The 19,121-nt window shown below is 58.9% G+C and carries 18 protein-coding genes; 9 read left to right on the top strand and 9 right to left on the bottom strand.

Annotation, left to right across the window (positions count from 1 at the left end; all coding sequences use genetic code 11):
- Nucleotides 1-7: 7 nt before the first annotated feature.
- Nucleotides 8-346: a P-II family nitrogen regulator gene (locus IP76_RS12715; protein WP_006727717.1), complete on the bottom strand. Its 339-nt coding sequence runs from the start codon at nucleotides 344-346 to the stop codon at nucleotides 8-10.
- 350 nt (nucleotides 347-696) lie between these two features.
- Between IP76_RS12715 and IP76_RS12710 the strand changes: the two genes are divergently transcribed.
- A complete protein-coding gene (locus IP76_RS12710) occupies nucleotides 697-2,175 on the top strand; it encodes a bifunctional ADP-dependent NAD(P)H-hydrate dehydratase/NAD(P)H-hydrate epimerase (protein ID WP_054158593.1) in 1,479 nt (492 codons plus the stop codon).
- Between the two features lie 34 nt (nucleotides 2,176-2,209).
- Here the strand turns inward: IP76_RS12710 and IP76_RS12705 are convergent, their stop codons facing one another.
- The 3 genes from IP76_RS12705 to uvrA form a co-directional block, all read right to left on the bottom strand.
- Nucleotides 2,210-3,871, bottom strand: coding sequence for a Na/Pi cotransporter family protein (locus IP76_RS12705; protein ID WP_054158592.1), 1,662 nt, complete (start codon nucleotides 3,869-3,871; stop codon nucleotides 2,210-2,212).
- 148 nt (nucleotides 3,872-4,019) lie between these two features.
- Nucleotides 4,020-4,838 carry a DUF72 domain-containing protein gene (locus IP76_RS12700; protein ID WP_054158591.1) on the bottom strand — a complete coding sequence of 273 codons (819 nt, stop codon included), beginning with the start codon at nucleotides 4,836-4,838 and terminating at the stop codon, nucleotides 4,020-4,022.
- Nucleotides 4,839-5,271: 433 nt separating this feature from the next.
- Complete coding sequence (gene uvrA / locus IP76_RS12690; RefSeq protein WP_054158589.1) at nucleotides 5,272-8,193, bottom strand: excinuclease ABC subunit UvrA; 2,922 nt, start codon at nucleotides 8,191-8,193, stop codon at nucleotides 5,272-5,274.
- Nucleotides 8,194-8,461: 268 nt separating this feature from the next.
- Between uvrA and IP76_RS12685 the strand changes: the two genes are divergently transcribed.
- A complete protein-coding gene (locus tag IP76_RS12685; protein ID WP_054158588.1) occupies nucleotides 8,462-8,998 on the top strand; it encodes a single-stranded DNA-binding protein in 537 nt (178 codons plus the stop codon).
- Nucleotides 8,999-9,105: 107 nt separating this feature from the next.
- Here the strand turns inward: IP76_RS12685 and IP76_RS12680 are convergent, their stop codons facing one another.
- A complete protein-coding gene (locus tag IP76_RS12680; RefSeq protein ID WP_054158587.1) occupies nucleotides 9,106-9,735 on the bottom strand; it encodes a MarC family protein in 630 nt (209 codons plus the stop codon).
- A gap of 192 nt (nucleotides 9,736-9,927) precedes the next feature.
- Here IP76_RS12680 and gyrA point away from each other — a divergent pair, with 192 nt between their 5' ends.
- Entirely contained in the window at nucleotides 9,928-12,738 is a 2,811-nt protein-coding gene (gene gyrA, locus IP76_RS12675) for a DNA gyrase subunit A (RefSeq protein WP_054158586.1), read from the top strand.
- A gap of 130 nt (nucleotides 12,739-12,868) precedes the next feature.
- Here gyrA and IP76_RS23630 read toward each other — a convergent pair whose 3' ends face one another.
- The 3 genes from IP76_RS23630 to IP76_RS23110 form a co-directional block, all read right to left on the bottom strand.
- Nucleotides 12,869-13,003 carry a hypothetical protein gene (locus IP76_RS23630; RefSeq protein ID WP_306765482.1) on the bottom strand — a complete coding sequence of 45 codons (135 nt, stop codon included), beginning with the start codon at nucleotides 13,001-13,003 and terminating at the stop codon, nucleotides 12,869-12,871.
- 63 nt (nucleotides 13,004-13,066) lie between these two features.
- A complete protein-coding gene (locus tag IP76_RS23115; RefSeq protein WP_156318561.1) occupies nucleotides 13,067-13,219 on the bottom strand; it encodes a hypothetical protein in 153 nt (50 codons plus the stop codon).
- A gap of 85 nt (nucleotides 13,220-13,304) precedes the next feature.
- Complete coding sequence (locus tag IP76_RS23110) at nucleotides 13,305-13,460, bottom strand: hypothetical protein (RefSeq protein ID WP_156318560.1); 156 nt, start codon at nucleotides 13,458-13,460, stop codon at nucleotides 13,305-13,307.
- 199 nt (nucleotides 13,461-13,659) lie between these two features.
- Between IP76_RS23110 and coaD the strand changes: the two genes are divergently transcribed.
- The 5 genes from coaD to tgt all read left to right on the top strand — a co-directional run bounded on the left by coaD (nucleotide 13,660) and on the right by tgt (nucleotide 17,622).
- Entirely contained in the window at nucleotides 13,660-14,154 is a 495-nt protein-coding gene (gene coaD, locus IP76_RS12670; protein WP_054158585.1) for a pantetheine-phosphate adenylyltransferase, read from the top strand.
- 25 nt (nucleotides 14,155-14,179) lie between these two features.
- On the top strand, nucleotides 14,180-14,749 hold the full coding sequence (locus tag IP76_RS12665) for a peptidylprolyl isomerase (RefSeq protein ID WP_054158584.1): 570 nt from the start codon (nucleotides 14,180-14,182) through the stop codon (nucleotides 14,747-14,749).
- Between the two features lie 40 nt (nucleotides 14,750-14,789).
- Entirely contained in the window at nucleotides 14,790-15,299 is a 510-nt protein-coding gene (locus tag IP76_RS12660) for a peptidylprolyl isomerase (RefSeq protein ID WP_054158583.1), read from the top strand.
- Nucleotides 15,300-15,393: 94 nt separating this feature from the next.
- Nucleotides 15,394-16,488, top strand: coding sequence for a tRNA preQ1(34) S-adenosylmethionine ribosyltransferase-isomerase QueA (gene queA, locus IP76_RS12655; protein ID WP_054158730.1), 1,095 nt, complete (start codon nucleotides 15,394-15,396; stop codon nucleotides 16,486-16,488).
- A gap of 3 nt (nucleotides 16,489-16,491) precedes the next feature.
- Nucleotides 16,492-17,622 carry a tRNA guanosine(34) transglycosylase Tgt gene (tgt, locus tag IP76_RS12650; protein ID WP_054158582.1) on the top strand — a complete coding sequence of 377 codons (1,131 nt, stop codon included), beginning with the start codon at nucleotides 16,492-16,494 and terminating at the stop codon, nucleotides 17,620-17,622.
- A 46-nt stretch (nucleotides 17,623-17,668) separates the two neighbouring features.
- Here tgt and IP76_RS12645 read toward each other — a convergent pair whose 3' ends face one another.
- Nucleotides 17,669-18,106 (bottom strand): DUF4864 domain-containing protein, encoded by a 438-nt coding sequence (locus IP76_RS12645; RefSeq protein WP_054158581.1) that lies wholly within the window; start codon nucleotides 18,104-18,106, stop codon nucleotides 17,669-17,671.
- A gap of 256 nt (nucleotides 18,107-18,362) precedes the next feature.
- On the opposite strand from IP76_RS12645, the gene IP76_RS12640 reads away from it, so the two are divergent.
- Nucleotides 18,363-19,118: a metallophosphoesterase gene (locus tag IP76_RS12640; protein ID WP_054158580.1), complete on the top strand. Its 756-nt coding sequence runs from the start codon at nucleotides 18,363-18,365 to the stop codon at nucleotides 19,116-19,118.
- Nucleotides 19,119-19,121 lie beyond the last annotated feature (3 nt).

Raw genomic sequence — 19,121 nt, 5'->3', positions numbered from 1 at the left:
GGTAGGATTAGATGGCGTCGATACCGGTTTCGCCGGTTCGGATGCGGACGACTTCCTCGACATTGGAGACGAAGATCTTGCCGTCTCCGATACGGCCGGTCTGGGCCGCGTTGCGGATGGCGTCGATGACGGCTTCCACATTTTCGTCTGCCAGAACCACTTCGACCTTCACCTTTGGCAGGAAGTCCACAACGTATTCGGCGCCGCGATAAAGCTCTGTATGGCCCTTCTGGCGTCCAAAGCCCTTGGCTTCCGTAACGGTGATACCCTGCAAGCCGACTTCCTGAAGGGCTTCCTTCACCTCATCGAGCTTGAAGGGCTTGATGATCGCTTCGATCTTTTTCATGAGAAAATTTCTCTCCGCTTCTCTCATTAAAGCAGGATTATCCCCGCCCGCCGCCAAGGATGCAGATACCGTGCCAGTCTTTTCGAAAAACACGGCAAAATGTGCCTCTTCCTCCCGGCGGCAACGCAAATCTCCAGCAAAACGGAGGGAAAAGCCAGCCCAAATCGCCGAAATTATCACGTCTTGCCGATCTTTTTTCGTGAATTGAGGTTTGCTAACGTATTGTTGGCCTTCAAGAAAAGCGCTTCGATATGATTAATTTGTGTGCATAAGCATAAATCTTGCGCATCGCTATGTGCTCATTTCTGCGCCGTTTTGCGTTGGCGTCGATTAGGGCCTAATCTCGCTTCATGCGCTATCATCCAAACAATCTTCTGCTTTCACCCCAGGCCATGGCACGCGTCGATCATGCTGCGGCTTTGTCGGGTCTCGACAGCTATGGGCTCATGCAACGTGCGGGGTTTGCGGTTGCAGCAGCGGCGTTGCGTCTCTTTCCTGGGGCGATACGCTTCTGCGTCCTATGTGGTCCCGGCAACAATGGTGGCGATGGGTATGTCGCGGCCGCAGCCTTGCTTGGTGCGGGTGCAGCGGTGGAGGTAATTCACCTCGGTGATCCAGCGAAGCTGGAAGGAGATGCGGCGCGAGCGTGGCGTGAAGGCGGTCAGCCGGGTTCCAATATTCTCGACTATCAGCCTCAACCCGGGGATGTTGTCATTGATGCCTTATTCGGCGCGGGGCTATCGAGGGATCTGACGGGTGATGTTGCGGATTTGATTGCGCGCGTGACCCAGGCGTGCACGCCCGTGATTGCTGTAGACCTGCCGTCCGGCATTGATGGCAAGACGGGTGGGGTCCGCGGAGCGGCCTTCAGTGCCACACACTGCGTGACCTTCATGTGTCGCAAGCCAGGGCATGTTCTACTGCCGGGACGGATGAAGTGCGGCGTGGTCGAGATAGCCGACATTGGCATTCCCTGGCGTGTCGTTGAACTCGAGGCCGCGCCTTTGGTCAGGAATGGCCTGGAACTCTGGCAGCATCTGCCGCTTGCCGTCTCTGCCGCCGATCACAAATATCGGCGTGGTCATCTGACCGTGTTTTCTGGTGGTCCGACCACAAGCGGGGCTGCTCGGCTTGCCGCCATGGCGGGACTGAAGTCCGGTGCTGGCCTGGTGACGCTCGCGTCGCCCGCCGATGCGCTGGCTGTCAATGCTGGTCATCTGACCGCAATCATGCTCTCAATGCTGCAGTCTGAGGCCGATCTCGAGGCCTATCTGGCAGACACGCGACGCCAGGCCTTTGTGCTTGGTCCCGGCTTTGGCGACCTTGAGCGTGCTCGCCATTTCGCGCTTCGGCTTGGCAGGGCAGGGCGCAGTCTTGTGCTTGATGCCGACGGCATCACCGCTTTTCGCGATTCGCGATCCGACCTTGCCGATGCCTTCACGCAAGAGGGGGCGACGATTGTCACTACGCCCCATGAGGGTGAGTTTTCAAGGCTCTTCCCGGAGATCGCGGGACGGAGCGATCTGGATAAGGTCGAGAAGACGCTTGCTGCTGCTGAGGCTCTTGGTGGGGTTGTGGTCTACAAGGGTGCCGATACCGTGATTGGCGCGCCAGATGGACGTGCCGTGATTGAAGAGCATGCTCCGCCTTGGCTTGCAACGGCAGGGTCGGGCGATGTTCTTGCCGGCATGATCGGCGCCTTTCTTGCCAGAGGCCTTCGACCATTTGAGTCCGCTTGCGCGGCCGTCCATCTGCACGGCCAGGCCGCGTTGAGACTTGGTCCTGGTTTGACGGCGGAGGAACTCGCACTCGCTGTACGACCTGCGTGATTGCATGCTGCATGGCGCGGCGGTGTTCTGACGTTCAGAGATCTACGGGCTGAACCAAGCGGCTTCGGCGCAGCAGCCCCTCGCCCTCCAGCAGCGGATAGCCGATTGATACAAACAGGGAGTTGATCTCCTTCAGGTCCCGCATTGTGTCGATATGCAGCGAACTGGATTCAAAGCTCGCAGCATTGCCCTGTCGCAGTCTATCGAGATGTTTTTCCTCGCTGGATTTGACCAGGTTACGGACCGCTTCCTTGCGCGTCACCAGTTGCCTCGCATGTTCTACATCTCGGGTGACCAGCAGGTTGAAGGCGAGGTGGGCGTTTTGCAGAACTTCGCGATGCATGGCACAGAGTTCCGCCCAGCCCTCACCGGAAAAAGCGACATGGCGCTCATGCTTCTTGCGTGCCCTCGTCAGCATGTTCTGCGAGATGATGTCGGCCGCCTGCTCGATTTTGATTGTGGCTCCGAGCAGGTTTTGCGAAAGCGCAGCCGATTGCTGGTCAAGGGCCGTCGCCGAGATCCGAGCCAGGTAGAACTTGATGTCCCGATGAATGGAATCGATCTGGTCGTCGAGCGCTTCGATCTTTTGGGTTCGTTTGAGATCCCAATGTTCGAACAGGTCGAAAATGCTGTTCAACATGATTTCCGTCTTGTTGCAGACGGTCAGGACTTCGCGAGTGGCATTGCTGATTGCCTGTTGCGGATTGTCGAGATGGGCAGGGTTGAGAGCGGAGTATCGATCGTCATTCGCCGGAGTTTCTGTGGGGGCGGCGAGCAGGGCTTCCAGTGTCGATGCGACCATGCCGGCAAAGGGTAGGCCGAGCACAAGAACTGATGCGTTTAGCGCGAGGTGCACCATGACGACCGCCTCACCGGGATTGCCAGCAAAGAGCGATGGACTGGCCTGGATGGCAAACTGGAGGGCGAGCGCCACCAATGTCATCATGCCGCGGATGACGACATTGCCGAGCGGCACAATGCGGGCCGTTGCTTCTGCATTCTTGGTCAGAAGAGCCGCAATGACTGCGGCACCGAAATTGATGCCGAGCACCAGTGGAATGATCAAGGCATCCGGGAGGAGCTGCTTGTCGGCCAGCGACGCGACCAACAGCACGGCGGCAACACTCGAATGAAAGGCCCAGGCCAGCAGTGCTGCCAGCAGGAAGGCGCTGATCCAGTCGCTGGCGAGATAGTTGAACAGCACGGGCAGGAGGCTGCTCTGCCGCAACGGCTCGGAGGATTCGCCGATCATCCGTAACGACAGGAGCAGGAGACCGAGGCCGAAGAGGATGCGGCCGATCTGCCGCCATTGGCGTTCTTCTGAAGCTCGAAATGCAACGGTACCGGCCAGCAGCAGGACCGGAACCAGAAGCGACAAGTCGTAACGCAATATACGGACGACGAAGGCGGAACCGAAGTCGGCGCCAAGAAGCGTGGCGATCCCTATTGCCGAGGTAATGTAGCCACCGGCAGTGAAGGACGCGACGATCAGCGCCACGGCGGTGGCGCTCTGCAGGGCAACTGCGAAGAAAAAACCAGCTGTCGCTGCCGAAAATCGATTGCTCACGGCCAAGCGGAGTTTGTCTTTCAGGACGCCGCCATAGGCGCGCTCTATCCCCGTGCGGACCATGCGCGTTGCCCACAACAAGAGAGCAACGGCGCCGGCAAGATGGATGAAGACGACGATACCCGACATATGTGGCCCCGATGATGCTCTCGACGCGGACGTCGGAATCCGAGAGGAAACCATACGGTCCTGTGGCCGCAAAGACGCGCGACTCTGCGACCGAGCCTAGTCCAGTTTCGCCGCCGTCACAAATCTGTCATCTTTTGGCGCTGCCCGTTCAGCCTTGACTGACCGCCTTGAGCCTCGCCTGCAGCTCGCATGCGCCCCGCGGGGCGTTGACCTTGCCGCCGGTAATGAAAAAGGCGAAGACATCGCGCGGTTGCTTCTCTGCCATTTTGTCCTTGGCAATCATCGGTAGGTCGGCGGGCATGCCGCCTTGGGCAAAAGTTTCGAACCGCCGCGCCCAGGTGTCAATCTCATCGGGCGGATAGCAAGTCGGCACATCATCCGTACCCTTCTGCAGCCTCGCGTAGACGAAGTCGGACGTCGGGTCTGCGAACATCGGATAATCGTGATGATCTGCGCATACGGCAGCCACCTTATATCGGCCCAACATCTCGATGAATTCCGGACTTTGGAATGAGGCGTGCCGCGGTTCGACCACGTGCCGGAGAGGCAACCCGTCGAGCGTTTTCGGTAGCAGCGCCAGAAATGCCTCGAAATCTTCTGGCTCGAATTTCTTGGTCGCCATGAACTGCCAGAGGATTGGACCCAGGTGACTGCCGAGCTCCGCAATGCCCTGCGTCAGAAACTTTTCAATTGAGGGGCCAGCCTCGGCCAGGATCTTCCTGTTTGTGCAGTAGCGGCTCGCCTTCAGCGAAAAGATGAAACCCTCTGGCACCTCTGATGCCCATTTAGCGAAGGTTGCCGGCTTCTGGCTGGAATAATAGGTGCCATTCACCTCGATGGCCGTCAGCTGCCGGCTGGCATAGTCCAGCTGCTTCTTCTTGGCGAGCTTTTCGGGATAGAATGTGCCTTCCCACGGATCGAAGGTCCAACCGCCGATACCGGCACGGATTATCCCTGACTTCGTCATCAAAACACCTCCCGCTGAAATTCGCCTAGCTATTGATTAATTTCGATGAAAACTCATACATCTGTTGCAGATGCCTGTAGCGGTTCACAACGCTGACATGGCACGTTGAATGTCTTCACGCACCTAGCGACCCGAAAGCCTCTTGTATTCGGCGATGCATGTTTCCAAATCCGACTTGGCCTGTTCTGCTGCGTCGATGGACAGATTTATATAATTCGTAGCGCTTCCTTCGGGTCCAACGTAGTTGTCCGGGCGCAGCTTCAAGCCTATGAAATAGGCTTCGCCGTCAATCGATTGCTTGACCCGCCATTGAAGCATTGCCCCTGAAATCTGACCTTTAATCGGAGGCGTTTGATACGCCACCTGGCCTAGCCCAGAGTTCAAGCTTGGCAGCTTCGCAAACAATCTATTTGCCCAAGACCCGATCACTTCGCTATTCCGCCGCCTCGACCTTTTTCATCGGTCGCCGTTCCAGCAATTCCTTGAGGAATTGGCCCGTATAGGAAGCGTCGACTTTCACAACCTCTTCCGGTGAGCCCTGGGCCACGATTAGGCCACCGCCATCGCCCCCTTCCGGGCCGAAGTCGAGGATGTAATCGGCCGTTTTGATCACTTCGAGATTGTGCTCGATGACGACAACGCTGTTGCCCTGATTGACGAGTTCTTGCAGCATTTCCAGCAGCTTGGCAACATCGTGGAAATGCAGGCCGGTCGTTGGCTCGTCGAGGATGTAGAGCGTGCGCCCTGTCGACTTCTTTGACAGTTCTTTCGCCAGCTTGACGCGTTGCGCCTCGCCGCCTGACAAGGTGTTTGCCTGCTGGCCGACCTTGATGTAGCCAAGCCCGACATCGAACAGAGCCTGCAGTTTATCGCGCACCGCTGGAACTGCCTGGAAGAACTCGACGCCTTCCTCGACTGTCATGTCGAGCACATCGGCAATTGACTTGCCTTTGAAGTGTACGTCGAGCGTTTCGCGGTTGTAGCGCTTTCCGTGGCAAACATCGCAGGTGACATAGACGTCCGGCAGGAAGTGCATCTCGATCTTAATGACGCCATCGCCCTGGCAGGCCTCGCAGCGTCCACCCTTGACGTTGAACGAGAAGCGGCCCGGCTGGTAGCCGCGTGCCTTTGCTTCCGGCAGCCCCGCAAACCAGTCGCGGATCGGCGTGAAGGCGCCGGTATAGGTGGCGGGGTTCGATCGCGGCGTGCGGCCAATCGGCGATTGGTCGATGTCGATCACCTTGTCGATGAATTCGAAACCGTCGATGCGTTCGTGTTCGGCCGGATTTTCGCGGGCCCCCATAACCCGGCGAGCGGCGGCCTTGTACAGCGTCTCGATCAGGAAGGTCGACTTGCCGCCGCCGGAGACCCCGGTCACCGCCGTGAAAACGCCAAGCGGAATGGCCGCCGTCACGTTTTTCAGGTTGTTGCCTTTGGCGCCGACGACCTTGATCTGCTGGCCTTTCTTCGGTTTGCGCCGCTGAGCGGGCACCTTCACCCCGAGTTCGCCGGTCAGGTATTTGCCGGTCAGCGAATTGGGGTTGGCCATGATGTCCTTTGGTGCGCCTTGCGCGATCACCTGGCCACCATGGATGCCGGCCGCAGGGCCGATATCGACCACGTAATCGGCGGTCAGAATTGCATCCTCGTCATGTTCGACAACGATCACCGTGTTGCCGATATCCCGCAGGTGCTTCAGCGTGTCGAGGAGGCGGGCATTGTCGCGCTGGTGCAAGCCGATCGATGGCTCGTCCAGCACATAGAGAACCCCCGTCAGTCCGGAGCCGATCTGCGAGGCTAGCCGGATACGCTGGCTCTCGCCGCCCGACAGCGTGCCGGAATTGCGCGACATCGAGAGATAGTCGAGCCCGACATCATTGAGGAATCGCAGGCGTTCGCGGATTTCTTTCAGGATCCGCGTCGCGATCTCGTTCTGTTTGTCGCTCAGCGTTGCCGGCAAGGTTTCGAACCATGCGCCTGCGTTGCGGATCGCCATTTCGGTCACCTGGCCGATATGCAAGCCGTTGATCTTAACCGCCAAGGCCTCGGGCTTCAGGCGGAAGCCAGCGCATGCAGGGCAGGGGGCCGCCGACATGTAGCGCTCGATCTCCTCACGCGCCCAGGCACTGTCGGTTTCCTTCCACCGACGCTCAAGGTTGGGCACGATGCCTTCGAATGTTTTGGTTGTGGTGTAGGAGCGCGCGCCATCCGCATAGTGGAAGTCAATCTTCTCTTCGGTCCCGTGCAGGATCGCCTTCTGCGCGGCGTGTCCAAGCTCGGACCACTTGGCAGTCATCTTGAAACCGAAGGCCTTGCCCAGCGCTTCCAGTGTCTGGTTGTAATATGGCGAACTCGACTTGGCCCAGGGCGCGATCGCGCCGTCGTTCAGACGGCGGTTCATCTCAGGCACGATCAGCGCTTCATCGATCTTCTGCTGGCTGCCGAGCCCGTCGCAGGTCGGGCACGCGCCGAAGGGATTGTTGAAGGAGAAGAGACGTGGCTCGATTTCCGGAATGGTGAAGCCGGAGACCGGGCAGGCGAACTTTTCCGAGAACAGGACCCGTTCATGCGTCTCGTTCAATGACTTGTTGGCCGAGCCACCGGCGGAGGTTTCTTCCGGCGGCAAAGGCTTATCGGCGAATTCTGCCACAGCGAGCCCGTCGGCCAGTCTCAAGCACGTCTCAAGACTATCTGCGAGGCGGCTGGCAATGTCCGGGCGCACAACGACGCGGTCGACCACGACATCGATATCGTGCTTGTATTTCTTATCGAGCGGCGGCGCATCGGCGATCTCATAGAACTGACCGTCGATTTTGACGCGCTGAAACCCCTTCTTCATCAGTTCGGCGAGTTCTTTTTTGTACTCGCCTTTGCGTCCCCGGATCATCGGGGCCAGTATGTAGAGACGGGTGCCTTCGTCGAAGGCCAGAACGCGGTCAACCATCTGGCTCACCGTCTGACTTTCGATCGGCAATCCGGTCGCCGGCGAATAGGGAATGCCAACACGGGCGAAGAGCAGGCGCATGTAGTCGTAGATTTCGGTGACCGTGCCGACCGTCGAGCGCGGGTTGCGTGAGGTCGTTTTCTGTTCGATCGAGATTGCCGGTGACAGGCCTTCAATCTGGTCAACGTCCGGCTTCTGCATCATTTCGAGGAACTGGCGCGCATAGGCTGACAGGCTCTCGACATATCGCCGCTGGCCCTCGGCATAGATCGTGTCGAAGGCAAGCGACGACTTGCCGGAGCCGGACAGGCCGGTCATGACGATCAGACTGTTGCGCGGCAGATCGAGGTCGATCCCCTTGAGATTGTGCTCGCGGGCGCCGCGGATGGAAATGGTCTTGAGTTCGCTCATGTCGGGCTCTGATCGGCAAAGGGAAGGGACGGTTCCTGGGAGGACTGTCCTTATGTAGTCACAGGAAGCCTCGAGTCGAGCCGCAAGCGGCGACCGAGGCGGTTTTTCGATTCTGTTGACAAGATCCTACAGAAATAATAGAACAAATAAAGAACATTTTTCGCTGTGGATTTAAGCCTCCACTTGCCCAATCGCTCGAGCGAATGGGATAAGGTGGCTTTTGATCGAATTTTGAAAGCCGCGGCGGCGCGGCAGTAAGGTGAGTGTCATGGCTGGTAGCGTCAACAAGGTCATTCTGATCGGCAACCTTGGGGCTGACCCCGAGATCCGCCGGACCCAGGACGGTCGTCCAATCGCCAATCTTCGCATCGCCACCTCCGAAACTTGGCGCGACAAGAACAGCGGCGAGCGCAAGGAAAAGACGGAGTGGCACAGTGTCGTGATCTTCAATGAAGGTCTGTGCAAGGTGGCGGAACAGTATCTGAAGAAGGGCTCGACCGTCTATGTTGAGGGCCAGCTGCAGACCCGCAAGTGGCAGGATCAGACCGGCAACGATCGTTACTCCACCGAAGTCGTCCTTCAGGGCTTTAACGGCAACCTGACAATGCTCGGTGGCCGTGGTGACGGTGCCGGCGGATCACGCGGCAACGACATGGGCGGCGGCGATTTCGGTGGCGGTTATGATGGTGGTTACGGCTCGCCGGCACCGTCGCGCGGCGGTTCGTCCGGCGGTGGCGCAAGCCGCGGCGGCAGTGCGCCGTCTGGCGGCTTCTCCCGCGATCTCGACGACGACATTCCGTTCTGATCAATATTCGGTAGAGGCGGGGGCTTTGGCCCCCGTTTTCATGCCAGCGGCGTTATAAGGGCGCTAGCTGCGCCTGGACCATGTTGGGGGTCCGCGTCCCTCTCCCCCTACGCGCCGAAAGCAGACTTTACACCGTCGACAACGAACTGAACCGACAAGGCCGCCAGCAGTACGCCGAGCAGTCGGGTCAGGAGCGCTCGACCGGTAACGCCGAGGAATCGGTTGAGGCGTTCGGCGAGGAAAAGCGAGACAAAGACCAGGCCGAGGACTGCAGCGATAACGGCGATCAGTTGGAGTTTGCCGATAAATCCCTCCATCGTGCCAGAGATCAGCACCGTTGCAGAGATGGCGCCGGGGCCGGCGATCAGCGGGATGGCCAGCGGGAAGACGGCGAGATTGTGGATGTGATCCTTGGTGATTGCGTCGCCTGTGGTCTTTTCCTTCCGCTCGTTGCGCTTCTCGAAGATCATTTCGAAGGCGATAGCAAACAGCATGAGGCCGCCGGCGATGCGGAATGCGCCCATGGAGATCCCGAGCGCGCCGAGGATTGCCGCGCCAAACAGGGCGAAGACAGTCAGGATGGCGAAACCCATTACTGCGCCGCGCACCGCCACCTGTTGCCGCTGCGCCGTGTTCATCCCCTGGGTCAGGCCGAGAAACAGCGGTGCAAGCCCCGGTGGATCGACGGTGACCAGCAAAGTTGTCAGCGCGCTGATCATCGTTTCGGTCACGGCCATCACATTTCTCCCCTGAAGTTGCGCCCATAAAGTCAAACTGGGGAGCGGCTTGCAAGAGATAGCGCCGGTTATTGTCCGCTGCGCCTTTCCCTCAGCCCAAAAGCCTGTTTATAACGAGGCGCAAAATTGGCGCTCCAGCGCCTGTTCCGCTATAAAATTCCCAGTGATTCCGAACAAAGATCGTGACCTGATTTGACTGAGCAAAGCACTCCCGGCGGCGGCAAGTTTCCGTCCGACATCGAGCCGATTTCCATCATCGAGGAAATGCAGCGGTCCTATCTCGATTACGCCATGAGCGTCATCGTCAGCCGCGCGCTTCCAGACGTGCGCGACGGACTGAAGCCGGTTCATCGCCGCATCCTTTTCGGGATGAATGAACTCGGCCTCGACTGGAACAAGAAATACGTCAAGAGCGCCCGCGTCACCGGTGACGTGATGGGTAAATACCATCCGCATGGCGACGCCGCGATCTATGACGCGCTCGCCCGTATGGCGCAGGACTGGTCGCTGCGTATGCCGCTGATCGATGGTCAGGGCAATTTCGGCTCCGTCGACGGTGACCCACCGGCGGCCCAGCGTTACACGGAATGCCGCCTTCAGAAGGTCGCCCACGCGCTGCTCGATGACCTCGACAAGGAAACCGTCGATTTCCGCGACAACTACGACGGCACCATGTCGGAGCCGGTTGTCGTTCCCGCAAAATTCCCGAACCTGCTGGTCAACGGCGCAGGCGGCATCGCGGTGGGCATGGCGACCAATATACCGCCGCACAATCTCTCCGAAGTCATCAATGGCTGTATTGCGCTGATCGATGATCCGGCGATCGAACTGCCGGAACTGATGCAGATCATCCCGGGTCCCGACTTTCCGACCGGTGCGATGATCCTAGGCCGGTCCGGCATCAAGTCGGCCTATGAGACGGGCAGGGGCTCCGTCATCATGCGCGGCGTTGCCCGCGTCGAGCCAATGCGCGGCGACCGCGAACAGATCATCATCACCGAGATCCCCTATCAGGTGAACAAGTCGACGATGATCGAGAAGATGGCCGAGTTGGTGCGCGAAAAGCGTATCGAAGGCATCTCCGACCTGCGCGATGAGTCGGACCGTCAGGGGTACCGGGTTGTCATTGAGCTGAAGCGCGATGCCAATGCCGAGGTCATCCTCAATCAGCTCTACCGCTACACACCGCTGCAGACCTCTTTCGGCTGCAATATGGTGGCGCTCAACGGCGGCAAGCCGGAACAGCTGACGCTGCTCGACATGCTGCGCGCCTTCGTCGCCTTCCGCGAAGACGTCGTCAGCCGCCGTACCAAGTTCCTCCTGCGTAAGGCGCGCGACCGGGCGCATGTCTTGGTCGGTCTTGCGATTGCTGTTGCCAATATCGACGAAGTCATTGCGCTGATCCGCAAGGCGCCGGATCCGGCAACGGCCCGCGAGCAGTTGATGACGCGCCGTTGGCCTGCCAAGGACGTCGAATCTCTGATCCGCCTGATTGACGATCCGCGTCACCGGATCAACGAGGACCTGACCTACAATCTCTCGGAAGAACAGGCGCGCGCCATTCTCGAACTGCGCCTGGCCCGCCTGACGGCACTCGGTCGCGATGAAATCGATGAGGAATTGAACAAGATCGGCGCGGAAATCGCCGATTATCTCGATATTCTCTCTTCGCGTGTCCGCATCCAGACGATCGTAAAGGATGAACTCGCGGCCGTGCGCGATGAATTTGGCACGCCTCGTCGGAGCGTCATCATGGATGGCGGCCCGGATATGGACGACGAGGACCTGATCGCGCGTGAGGAGATGGTCGTCACTGTTTCGCATGCCGGCTACATCAAGCGCGTGCCTCTGACCACGTATCGCGCTCAGCGTCGTGGCGGCAAGGGCCGCTCGGGCATGGCGATGAAGGACGAAGATTTCGCCACCCGCCTGTTTGTCGCCAATACGCATACGCCCGTTCTGTTCTTCTCCTCGCGCGGTATTGTCTACAAGGAGAAGGTATGGCGTCTGCCGATCGGGACGCCAACCTCTCGCGGCAAGGCCATGATCAATATGTTCCCGCTGGAGCCCGGCGAGCGTATTACCTCGATCATGCCGCTGCCTGAGGACGAAAAGAACTGGGAAAACCTCGACGTGATGTTCTCGACGACACGCGGGACCGTGCGCCGAAACAAGCTCTCCGACTTCATCCAGGTGAATCGGAACGGCAAGATCGCGATGAAGCTTGAAGAAGAGGGCGACCAGATTCTCGCCGTCGAGACCTGTACCGATCGGGACGATGTTCTGATGACGACTGCGCTCGGTCAGGCCATCCGCTTCTCGGTCGATGATGTCCGCGTGTTTGCCGGTCGTAATTCGATTGGTGTCCGCGGCGTTTCGCTGGCTGCGACTGACCGCATTATCTCCATGACCATTCTGGGCCATGTCGATGCGGAACCATGGGAGCGTGCAGCCTATCTCAAGCGCTCTGCCGCCGAACGGCGTGCAAGCGGTGTTGAAGAAGATGATATCGCGCTGGTTGGCGAGGAAGTCACCGAGGAAGGTGAACTCACCGAGGAGCGTTATCAGGAACTGAAGTCGCGTGAGCAGTTCGTTCTGACGGTCTCTCAGAAGGGCTATGGCAAGCGTTCGTCGTCCTACGACTTCCGCATTTCGGGCCGTGGCGGCAAGGGTATCCGGGCCACTGACACGTCCAAGACAAGCGAAATCGGTGAACTGATCGCGGCCTTCCCGGTCGAGGACAAGGACCAGTTGATGCTGGTGTCTGATGGTGGTCAGCTGATCCGCGTGCCGGTTGATGGCATCCGCATCGCCAGCCGCGCGACGAAGGGCGTGACCATTTTCTCCACCGCGAAAGATGAGAAGGTTGTGTCTGTCGAGCGCATCAGCGAGCCGGAAGGCGAGGAAGATGCGGTGGACGCCGAAGCTTCAGAACTGGAAGTCGGTCTGGACACTGGCGCGGCAGCAGACGGTAGCGCGGACAGCGAAACGCCGACCGAGTAATCTTGAAAAGAAGGCCGGACTTTCAGGGTCCGGCCTTTGTCATGTCAAGATAGAATGAGAAAAGCCCGCCGGATCGTGATCCGGGCGGGCTTTTTGATGTTTGGTCAGTGCGAGTGTGGTGCGTCGAGCCTTAGAACGCCCGTTGGCGTTCGACCATGGCTTTAAAATCCTCGTCTTCGCGCTTCAAAGCGGCGACCGTCGAGGCGACGGAAGCGACGAACATGCCGCTGATCAGAGCGGCGAGAACCGTGAGGGTGAGTATCATGGGTCTTTCCTTTCTTTTTCAGCGTGAACGTCAAATTCAGTAGAGAAGCTGCCGGCCTTGAGATCAGTGACCGAAGCTGTGGTAACGGGCCGTCATCGGCGGGCCGTTGAACTTGCCGTTTGTGCTGTCTTTCACGTAAAAGGTTGCCGAAGTCGCAACCATGGCAGTCATCAGCATCACCCATACGAGGTTGATCATGGTAACTTTATCATGCATTGCTTTAGTCCTTGTGAATGCCGGCATTCGAACCGGTAAATGTCCATACGCCGAAATGGTTCCAGCGCAGCGTAAGATCAATCTATCAACGAGCGCCTGAAGTCGTCTTGAACGCGCCGTTCATCTGGCGTTCATCTTTGCGAACATCTTGGGCAGCTTCAGAAATCTCGCGAGCAACCATCAGGCCGAGTTCGACCAGAAGCGAAGCAGCGACGGCGGTTACGATCAGCAGTACCAGCATGGAAACGTCCTTTGCAGTCCGTTGGTTATGTCAATGCTGGCAACATAGGGGAGACGTCCTGAAGTCGCCTTGAACGCTGCGTTCATCTGGCATTCATGTGCTCTAACCGAGGCAATCCAGCGTCTTCGCAAAGGCAAGGCGCTTGCGGTTAGACGCGGTCCGTGACAAAAGGCGGTCGAAAAATATTGATCGGGCATTCATGACCAGCGCATTCTACCCCGGCTCCTTCGATCCGATGACAAACGGGCACTTGGACGTCCTCGTCCAGGCGCTGAATGTCGTCGACAAGGTGGTCGTGGCAATTGGTGTGCATCCCGGCAAGGTGCCGCTTTTCACCTTTGATGAGCGCGCTGATCTGATCCGCCGTTCACTTGCTGCCGTTTTGCCCAGACGGGCAGGGGATGTCGAGGTCGTTTCCTTCGCCGACCTTGCGGTTGATGCTGCGCGCCGCCACGGCGCCCGCGTCATGGTCCGCGGCCTGCGCGACGGCACGGATTTCGACTATGAAATGCAGCTTGCCGGCATGAATGCAACAATGGCACCTGAGTTGCAGACCATCTTCCTGCCGGCGAGCACGCTCTCTCGGCCCATAACCGCCACATTGGTCCGCCAGATCGCCGGCATTGGTGGTGATGTCAGTGCCTTCGTTCCCGGACCCGTGCTCGCCGCCCTGAATTCCAAATACGGGCGCTGAGCCCCCGATCAGAACCGGAGTGACCATGAAGCTTGCCCATATCGCAACCGCCTTCCTCATTGCCGTCGCAGCCTTCGGGCCTGCCAAGGCGCAGTCGAATGACGATTTCCTTACCATCCAGCTGAAGGATGGCCCGGTCGTCATCCAGCTCATGCCTGAGATCGCACCCAAGCATGTCGCGCAGATCAAGGAACTTGCCTCCAAGGGCGAATACGACAATGTCGCCTTCCACCGTGTTATCGATGGCTTCATGGCTCAGACCGGCGACGTCGAGTTCGGTGACATGGAAAATGGATTCGACGCAGCGCGTGCCGGTACCGGCGGTTCCAGCCTCGGCGATCTGCCTGCTGAATTCTCGAACACCCCGTTCGAACGCGGCACGATCGGCATGGCGCGCAGCCAGGATCCGAATTCGGCCAACTCGCAGTTCTTCATCATGTTCGCCGAGGGTAGCTTCCTGAACGGCCAGTACACGGTTGTTGGCAAGGTCGTCGCCGGCATGGATCATGTCGACAAGATCAAGCGTGGCGAAGGTGGCAATGGCGAAGTCACCGATCCGGACCGCATGATCAAGGTTACTGTCGGCCGCAACTGATATCTACTGGGCCAGAGGGCCCCAACCAAGGAGAAACACCATGGCCGAGATCAAGGATCCGGAAAACACCATCCTGATGGAAACCACCAAGGGCAAGGTTGTCATCGCTCTTTTCCCGGATCTGGCCCCTGGCCATGTAGCCCGGATCAAGGAACTGTCGCGCGAAGGCGCTTATGACGGCGTCGTCTTCCATCGCGTGATTCCCGACTTCATGGCCCAGACGGGCGACGTCAAGTTCGGCAAGAAGGGTGGCGCCGACTTCAACCCAGGCCGCGCCGGCATGGGCGGTTCGGAAAAGCCTGACCTGAAGGCTGAATTCTCGGCAACGCCGCATGTGCGTGGCACGTGCTCCATGGCTCGTTCGCAGAACCCGAACTCGGCCAATTCGCAGTTCTTCGTCTGCTTCACCGATGCGCCTTGGCTCAACAAGCAGTACTCCGTCTGGGGTCAGGTCATCGAAGGCATGGATGTGATCGATCAGATCAAGAAGGGCGAACCGGTCAGCGATCCGGATTCGATCCTGTCGATGAAGGTTGCTGCCGACGCCTGATCGGCTTAAGGCACACCAAGCCCGCCTCGGTGCTGAGCACCCGGGCGGGTTTTCGCTTTCTGATGAACGCCAGCCAAAAAGCGAACTGACGACGATGCGTGTAGACCTTTTCGATTTTGATCTGCCGGACGAGAATATTGCGCTCAGGCCCGCAAGCCCGCGGGATCATGCGCGCTTTTTAGTGGTCCGACCGGATGCAGAGCACGTGCTCGAAGACCGTCAGGTCTTTGATCTGCCATCGTTCCTGAAGCCCGGGGACGCGCTGGTCTTCAACGACACCAAGGTCATTCCGGCCCAACTCGAGGGCATTCGTCACCGGGAAGGCGCCGAGGAAATCGCTGTCTCGTGCACGCTCCATATGCGCGTCGGCGCCTCCAGATGGAAGGCCTTTGCCAAGCCCGGCAAACGCATCAAGCAGGGCGACCGGATTGATTTCGGCAAAGGGCAGGGCGAGGGCGCTGTCTGTCTCATGGGTTCGCTGGTGGCAACCGTCGCCGAAAAAGGCGAAGCCGGCGAAATCGACCTGGCCTTTGATCTCTCGGGACCTGATCTTGACCAGGCGATCGCCACTGTCGGCCATATCCCGCTTCCGCCCTATATCGCCGCAAAGCGGCCCGAAGACGGACAAGACCGCGCCGACTACCAGACCATCTATGCCCGCGAAGAGGGCGCCGTCGCGGCCCCCACCGCCGGCCTGCATTTCACGCCCGATCTCTTCGCGAAACTCGACGCCGCCGGAATCGAGCGCCATTTCGTCACGCTGCATGTCGGCGCCGGTACGTTTCTGCCCGTGAAGGCTGACGATACCGCCGAACACAAGATGCACGAGGAAATCGGTTATATCGACGCTACAACGGCCGCAGCCCTTAACGCCGTTCGTGCGCGCGGTAACCGCATCATCGCTGTCGGCACCACCTCGCTGCGCCTGCTCGAAAGCGCTGCCGAAGACAATGGCCACATCCCCGCCTGGTCGGGTGCGACCGGCATCTTCATCACGCCCGGCTATCGCTTCAAGGCGGTGGACATGTTGATGACCAATTTCCACCTGCCCAAATCCACGCTCTTCATGCTGGTTTCCGCCTTTGCCGGCCTCGACACGATGCGCGGCGCTTACGCTCACGCCATCAAAACCGGCTACCGCTTCTATTCCTACGGCGATTCCAGCCTGCTCTTCCGGAAAGACAACTGACCGATGACCGAGAATTTCACATTCAATCTGAAGGCCACCAGCGGCAAGGCCCGACTTGGCGAGATCACCATGCCACGCGGCACGATCCGAACGCCTGCCTTCATGCCAGTCGGTACGGTCGGCACCGTCAAGGCCATGTATCTCGACCAGGTCAAGGAAGGCGGCGCGGACATCATCCTCGGCAATACCTATCACCTGATGTTGCGCCCCGGCCCGGAACGTGTCGCCCGCCTCGGCGGTCTGCATGAGCTGATCCGCTGGCCCGGCCCGATCCTGACCGATTCCGGCGGTTTCCAGGTCATGTCGCTGTCGGGCCTGCGCAAGCTCGACGAGCAGGGCGTGACCTTCAAGAGCCATGTCGACGGTTCTCTCCATCACATGTCGCCGGAACGCTCGATCGAGATCCAGGGCCTGCTCGACAGTGACATCCAGATGCAGCTCGACGAATGTGTGGCGCTGCCCAACGAGCCGCGCGAGATCGAACGCGCCATGGAATTGTCACTGCGCTGGGCCGAGCGTTGCCGCGTCGCCTTCGGCAATCAGCCCGGCAAGGCCATGTTCGGTATCGTCCAGGGCGGCGACCAGCCGGCTCTGCGCATCCGCTCGGCGGAAGGCCTCAAGCAGTTGGACCTCAAGGGTTATTCGATCGGCGGTCTTGCCGTTGGCGAACCTCAGTCCGTCATGCTTGACATGCTGCGCATCACGCTGCCGGTTCTGCCCACCGAAAAGCCGCGCTACCTCATGGGCGTCGGCACACCTGACGACATGCTGAAATCGGTCGCCGAAGGCATCGACATGTTCGACTGCGTCATGCCGACCCGCTCTGGTCGCCATGGTCTCGCTTTTACCCGCCGCGGCAAGGTCAATATCCGCAATGCCCGCCATGCAGAAGACATGCGCCCGCTCGACGAGCAGTCGTCCTGCCCGGCGACCCGCGACTATTCGCGCGCCTATCTGCATCACCTCGTGCGCTCCAATGAGGCACTCGGCGGCATGCTGCTCTCCTGGAACAACCTCAGCTACTATCAGGAATTGATGCAGGGCATCCGTCAGGCGATCGCCGAAGATCGCTTCGAAGATTTCAAGGCCGAGACCATCGAGATGTGGGCGCGCGGCGACATAGACCCGGTCTAATCGATCGGCCGAAGGGCAGGGCGTCGGCGTCTGGCAGGTGACTTTGTCAGATGCCCTGACTCGAAGTTTCGCGTTTCATCCGAACACCATTGATGGCAAAGCTGCCGTCTTGCTGCTTCTTCAGCTCATAATATACGGCCCAGTCTTTTCCATCGGGGGCTGAAATCAGCACCTCCTGGAAGGCCACTGTGCCATCTTTCGAAATCTGGTTTCTCCCGAAGGCATAGTTTCCGGGTCTGTAGACTGGAGCATAGGTCTTTTTGACCATGTCGAAGAAGCGCTCTGCATTCGGAAACACTGATTTGATTTCGGGGGAGGCCAGAGAATAGGCCGCCTTCGCATCGTCATTCAGGAAAGCGTTGATCTGCTGGGCGATGATATTTTGGGCAAGGCCTGCCACCTCATCTTTCCCATCCTGGCTTGCCGCCGGAGAGCCGAAAAGGCCAGCCGTGATTAAAAGGGCAATTCCAATCTGCCTGCGCATCTTCAATCCCCCGTAATTCAGAACATCCGAAATAAAAGAATAGGACGATTCCCGTGTTCGAAAAGGCCCCTTCGTGCATTGTTGTCCGACATCGCGATTTCGTGACCAAATTCCGATGGATTCCGGGTTCTCTGGCAAGTCGCATGATCACGGTTCATGATCGCGATGGTATCGATTTCCCAGCTGGCTGTACGGGCGTTGGCAAACCCTATATGGCATGGTCATGATCGTCATAGCCTTACGGATCCCCTGAAACATGCGTCTCTTCCTCGGATCCGATTTCCATGTTGACTACAGGGAGAACCTCGACTGGTTGCGGGGCCTGTCCCGCAGCGACTTTACCGATGATGTTCTTGTGATTGCCGGTGACCTGTCGGACGAGATTGATCTCGTCAAAGCCTGCTTTGATGCCCTATCGACGCGATACCGCAGGCTTCTCTTTTTGCCGGGAAATCACGATCTCTGGACCTCAAGAAGCGGGCGAGGGTCGTCCTTCGAGAAATTCGAGCAATTGCAGACGCTATGCCACGACTATGGGATCGAAACGGGCTCGATGGCCATAGGTTCGAGCCTGATTGTGCCAATACTTGGCTGGTATGATTATTCCTTCGGCGAGCCAGGACCGACCATCCGGCGTGGCTGGATGGACTTCTACAAGTGCAACTGGGAAGGCCTTCAGCCGGCGCAGGTTGCCGAACGCTTCGACGCCTTGAATATGCTGCCGGATACTGTCGGATTCGACAGGGTCTACAGCGTTTCGCACTTCGTGCCGCGGCTCGATCTGATGCCGGCACGCTATCCGGAAAAGCACAAGGCGCTGTTTCCCGTGCTCGGCACCGACCGGATTGAGGCCCGCATTCGCGCACTCGGCTCCTCCATGCATTTCTATGGGCACAGCCACCTGAACCGCAACAAGGTGCTGGATGGCGTCACCTATATCAACAATGCCTTCGGTTATCCGTCAGAGACCGAAATTTCGGCCAAGACCATCCTGCATGTAGCCGATCTCTAGCCT

The sequence above is a fragment of the Rhizobium sp. AAP43 genome, assembly GCF_001296045.1.
GTDB lineage: Bacteria > Pseudomonadota > Alphaproteobacteria > Rhizobiales > Rhizobiaceae > Allorhizobium.
Note: the sequence above shows the minus strand (reverse complement) of the source record. Positions and strands in the feature narration are given on the sequence as shown.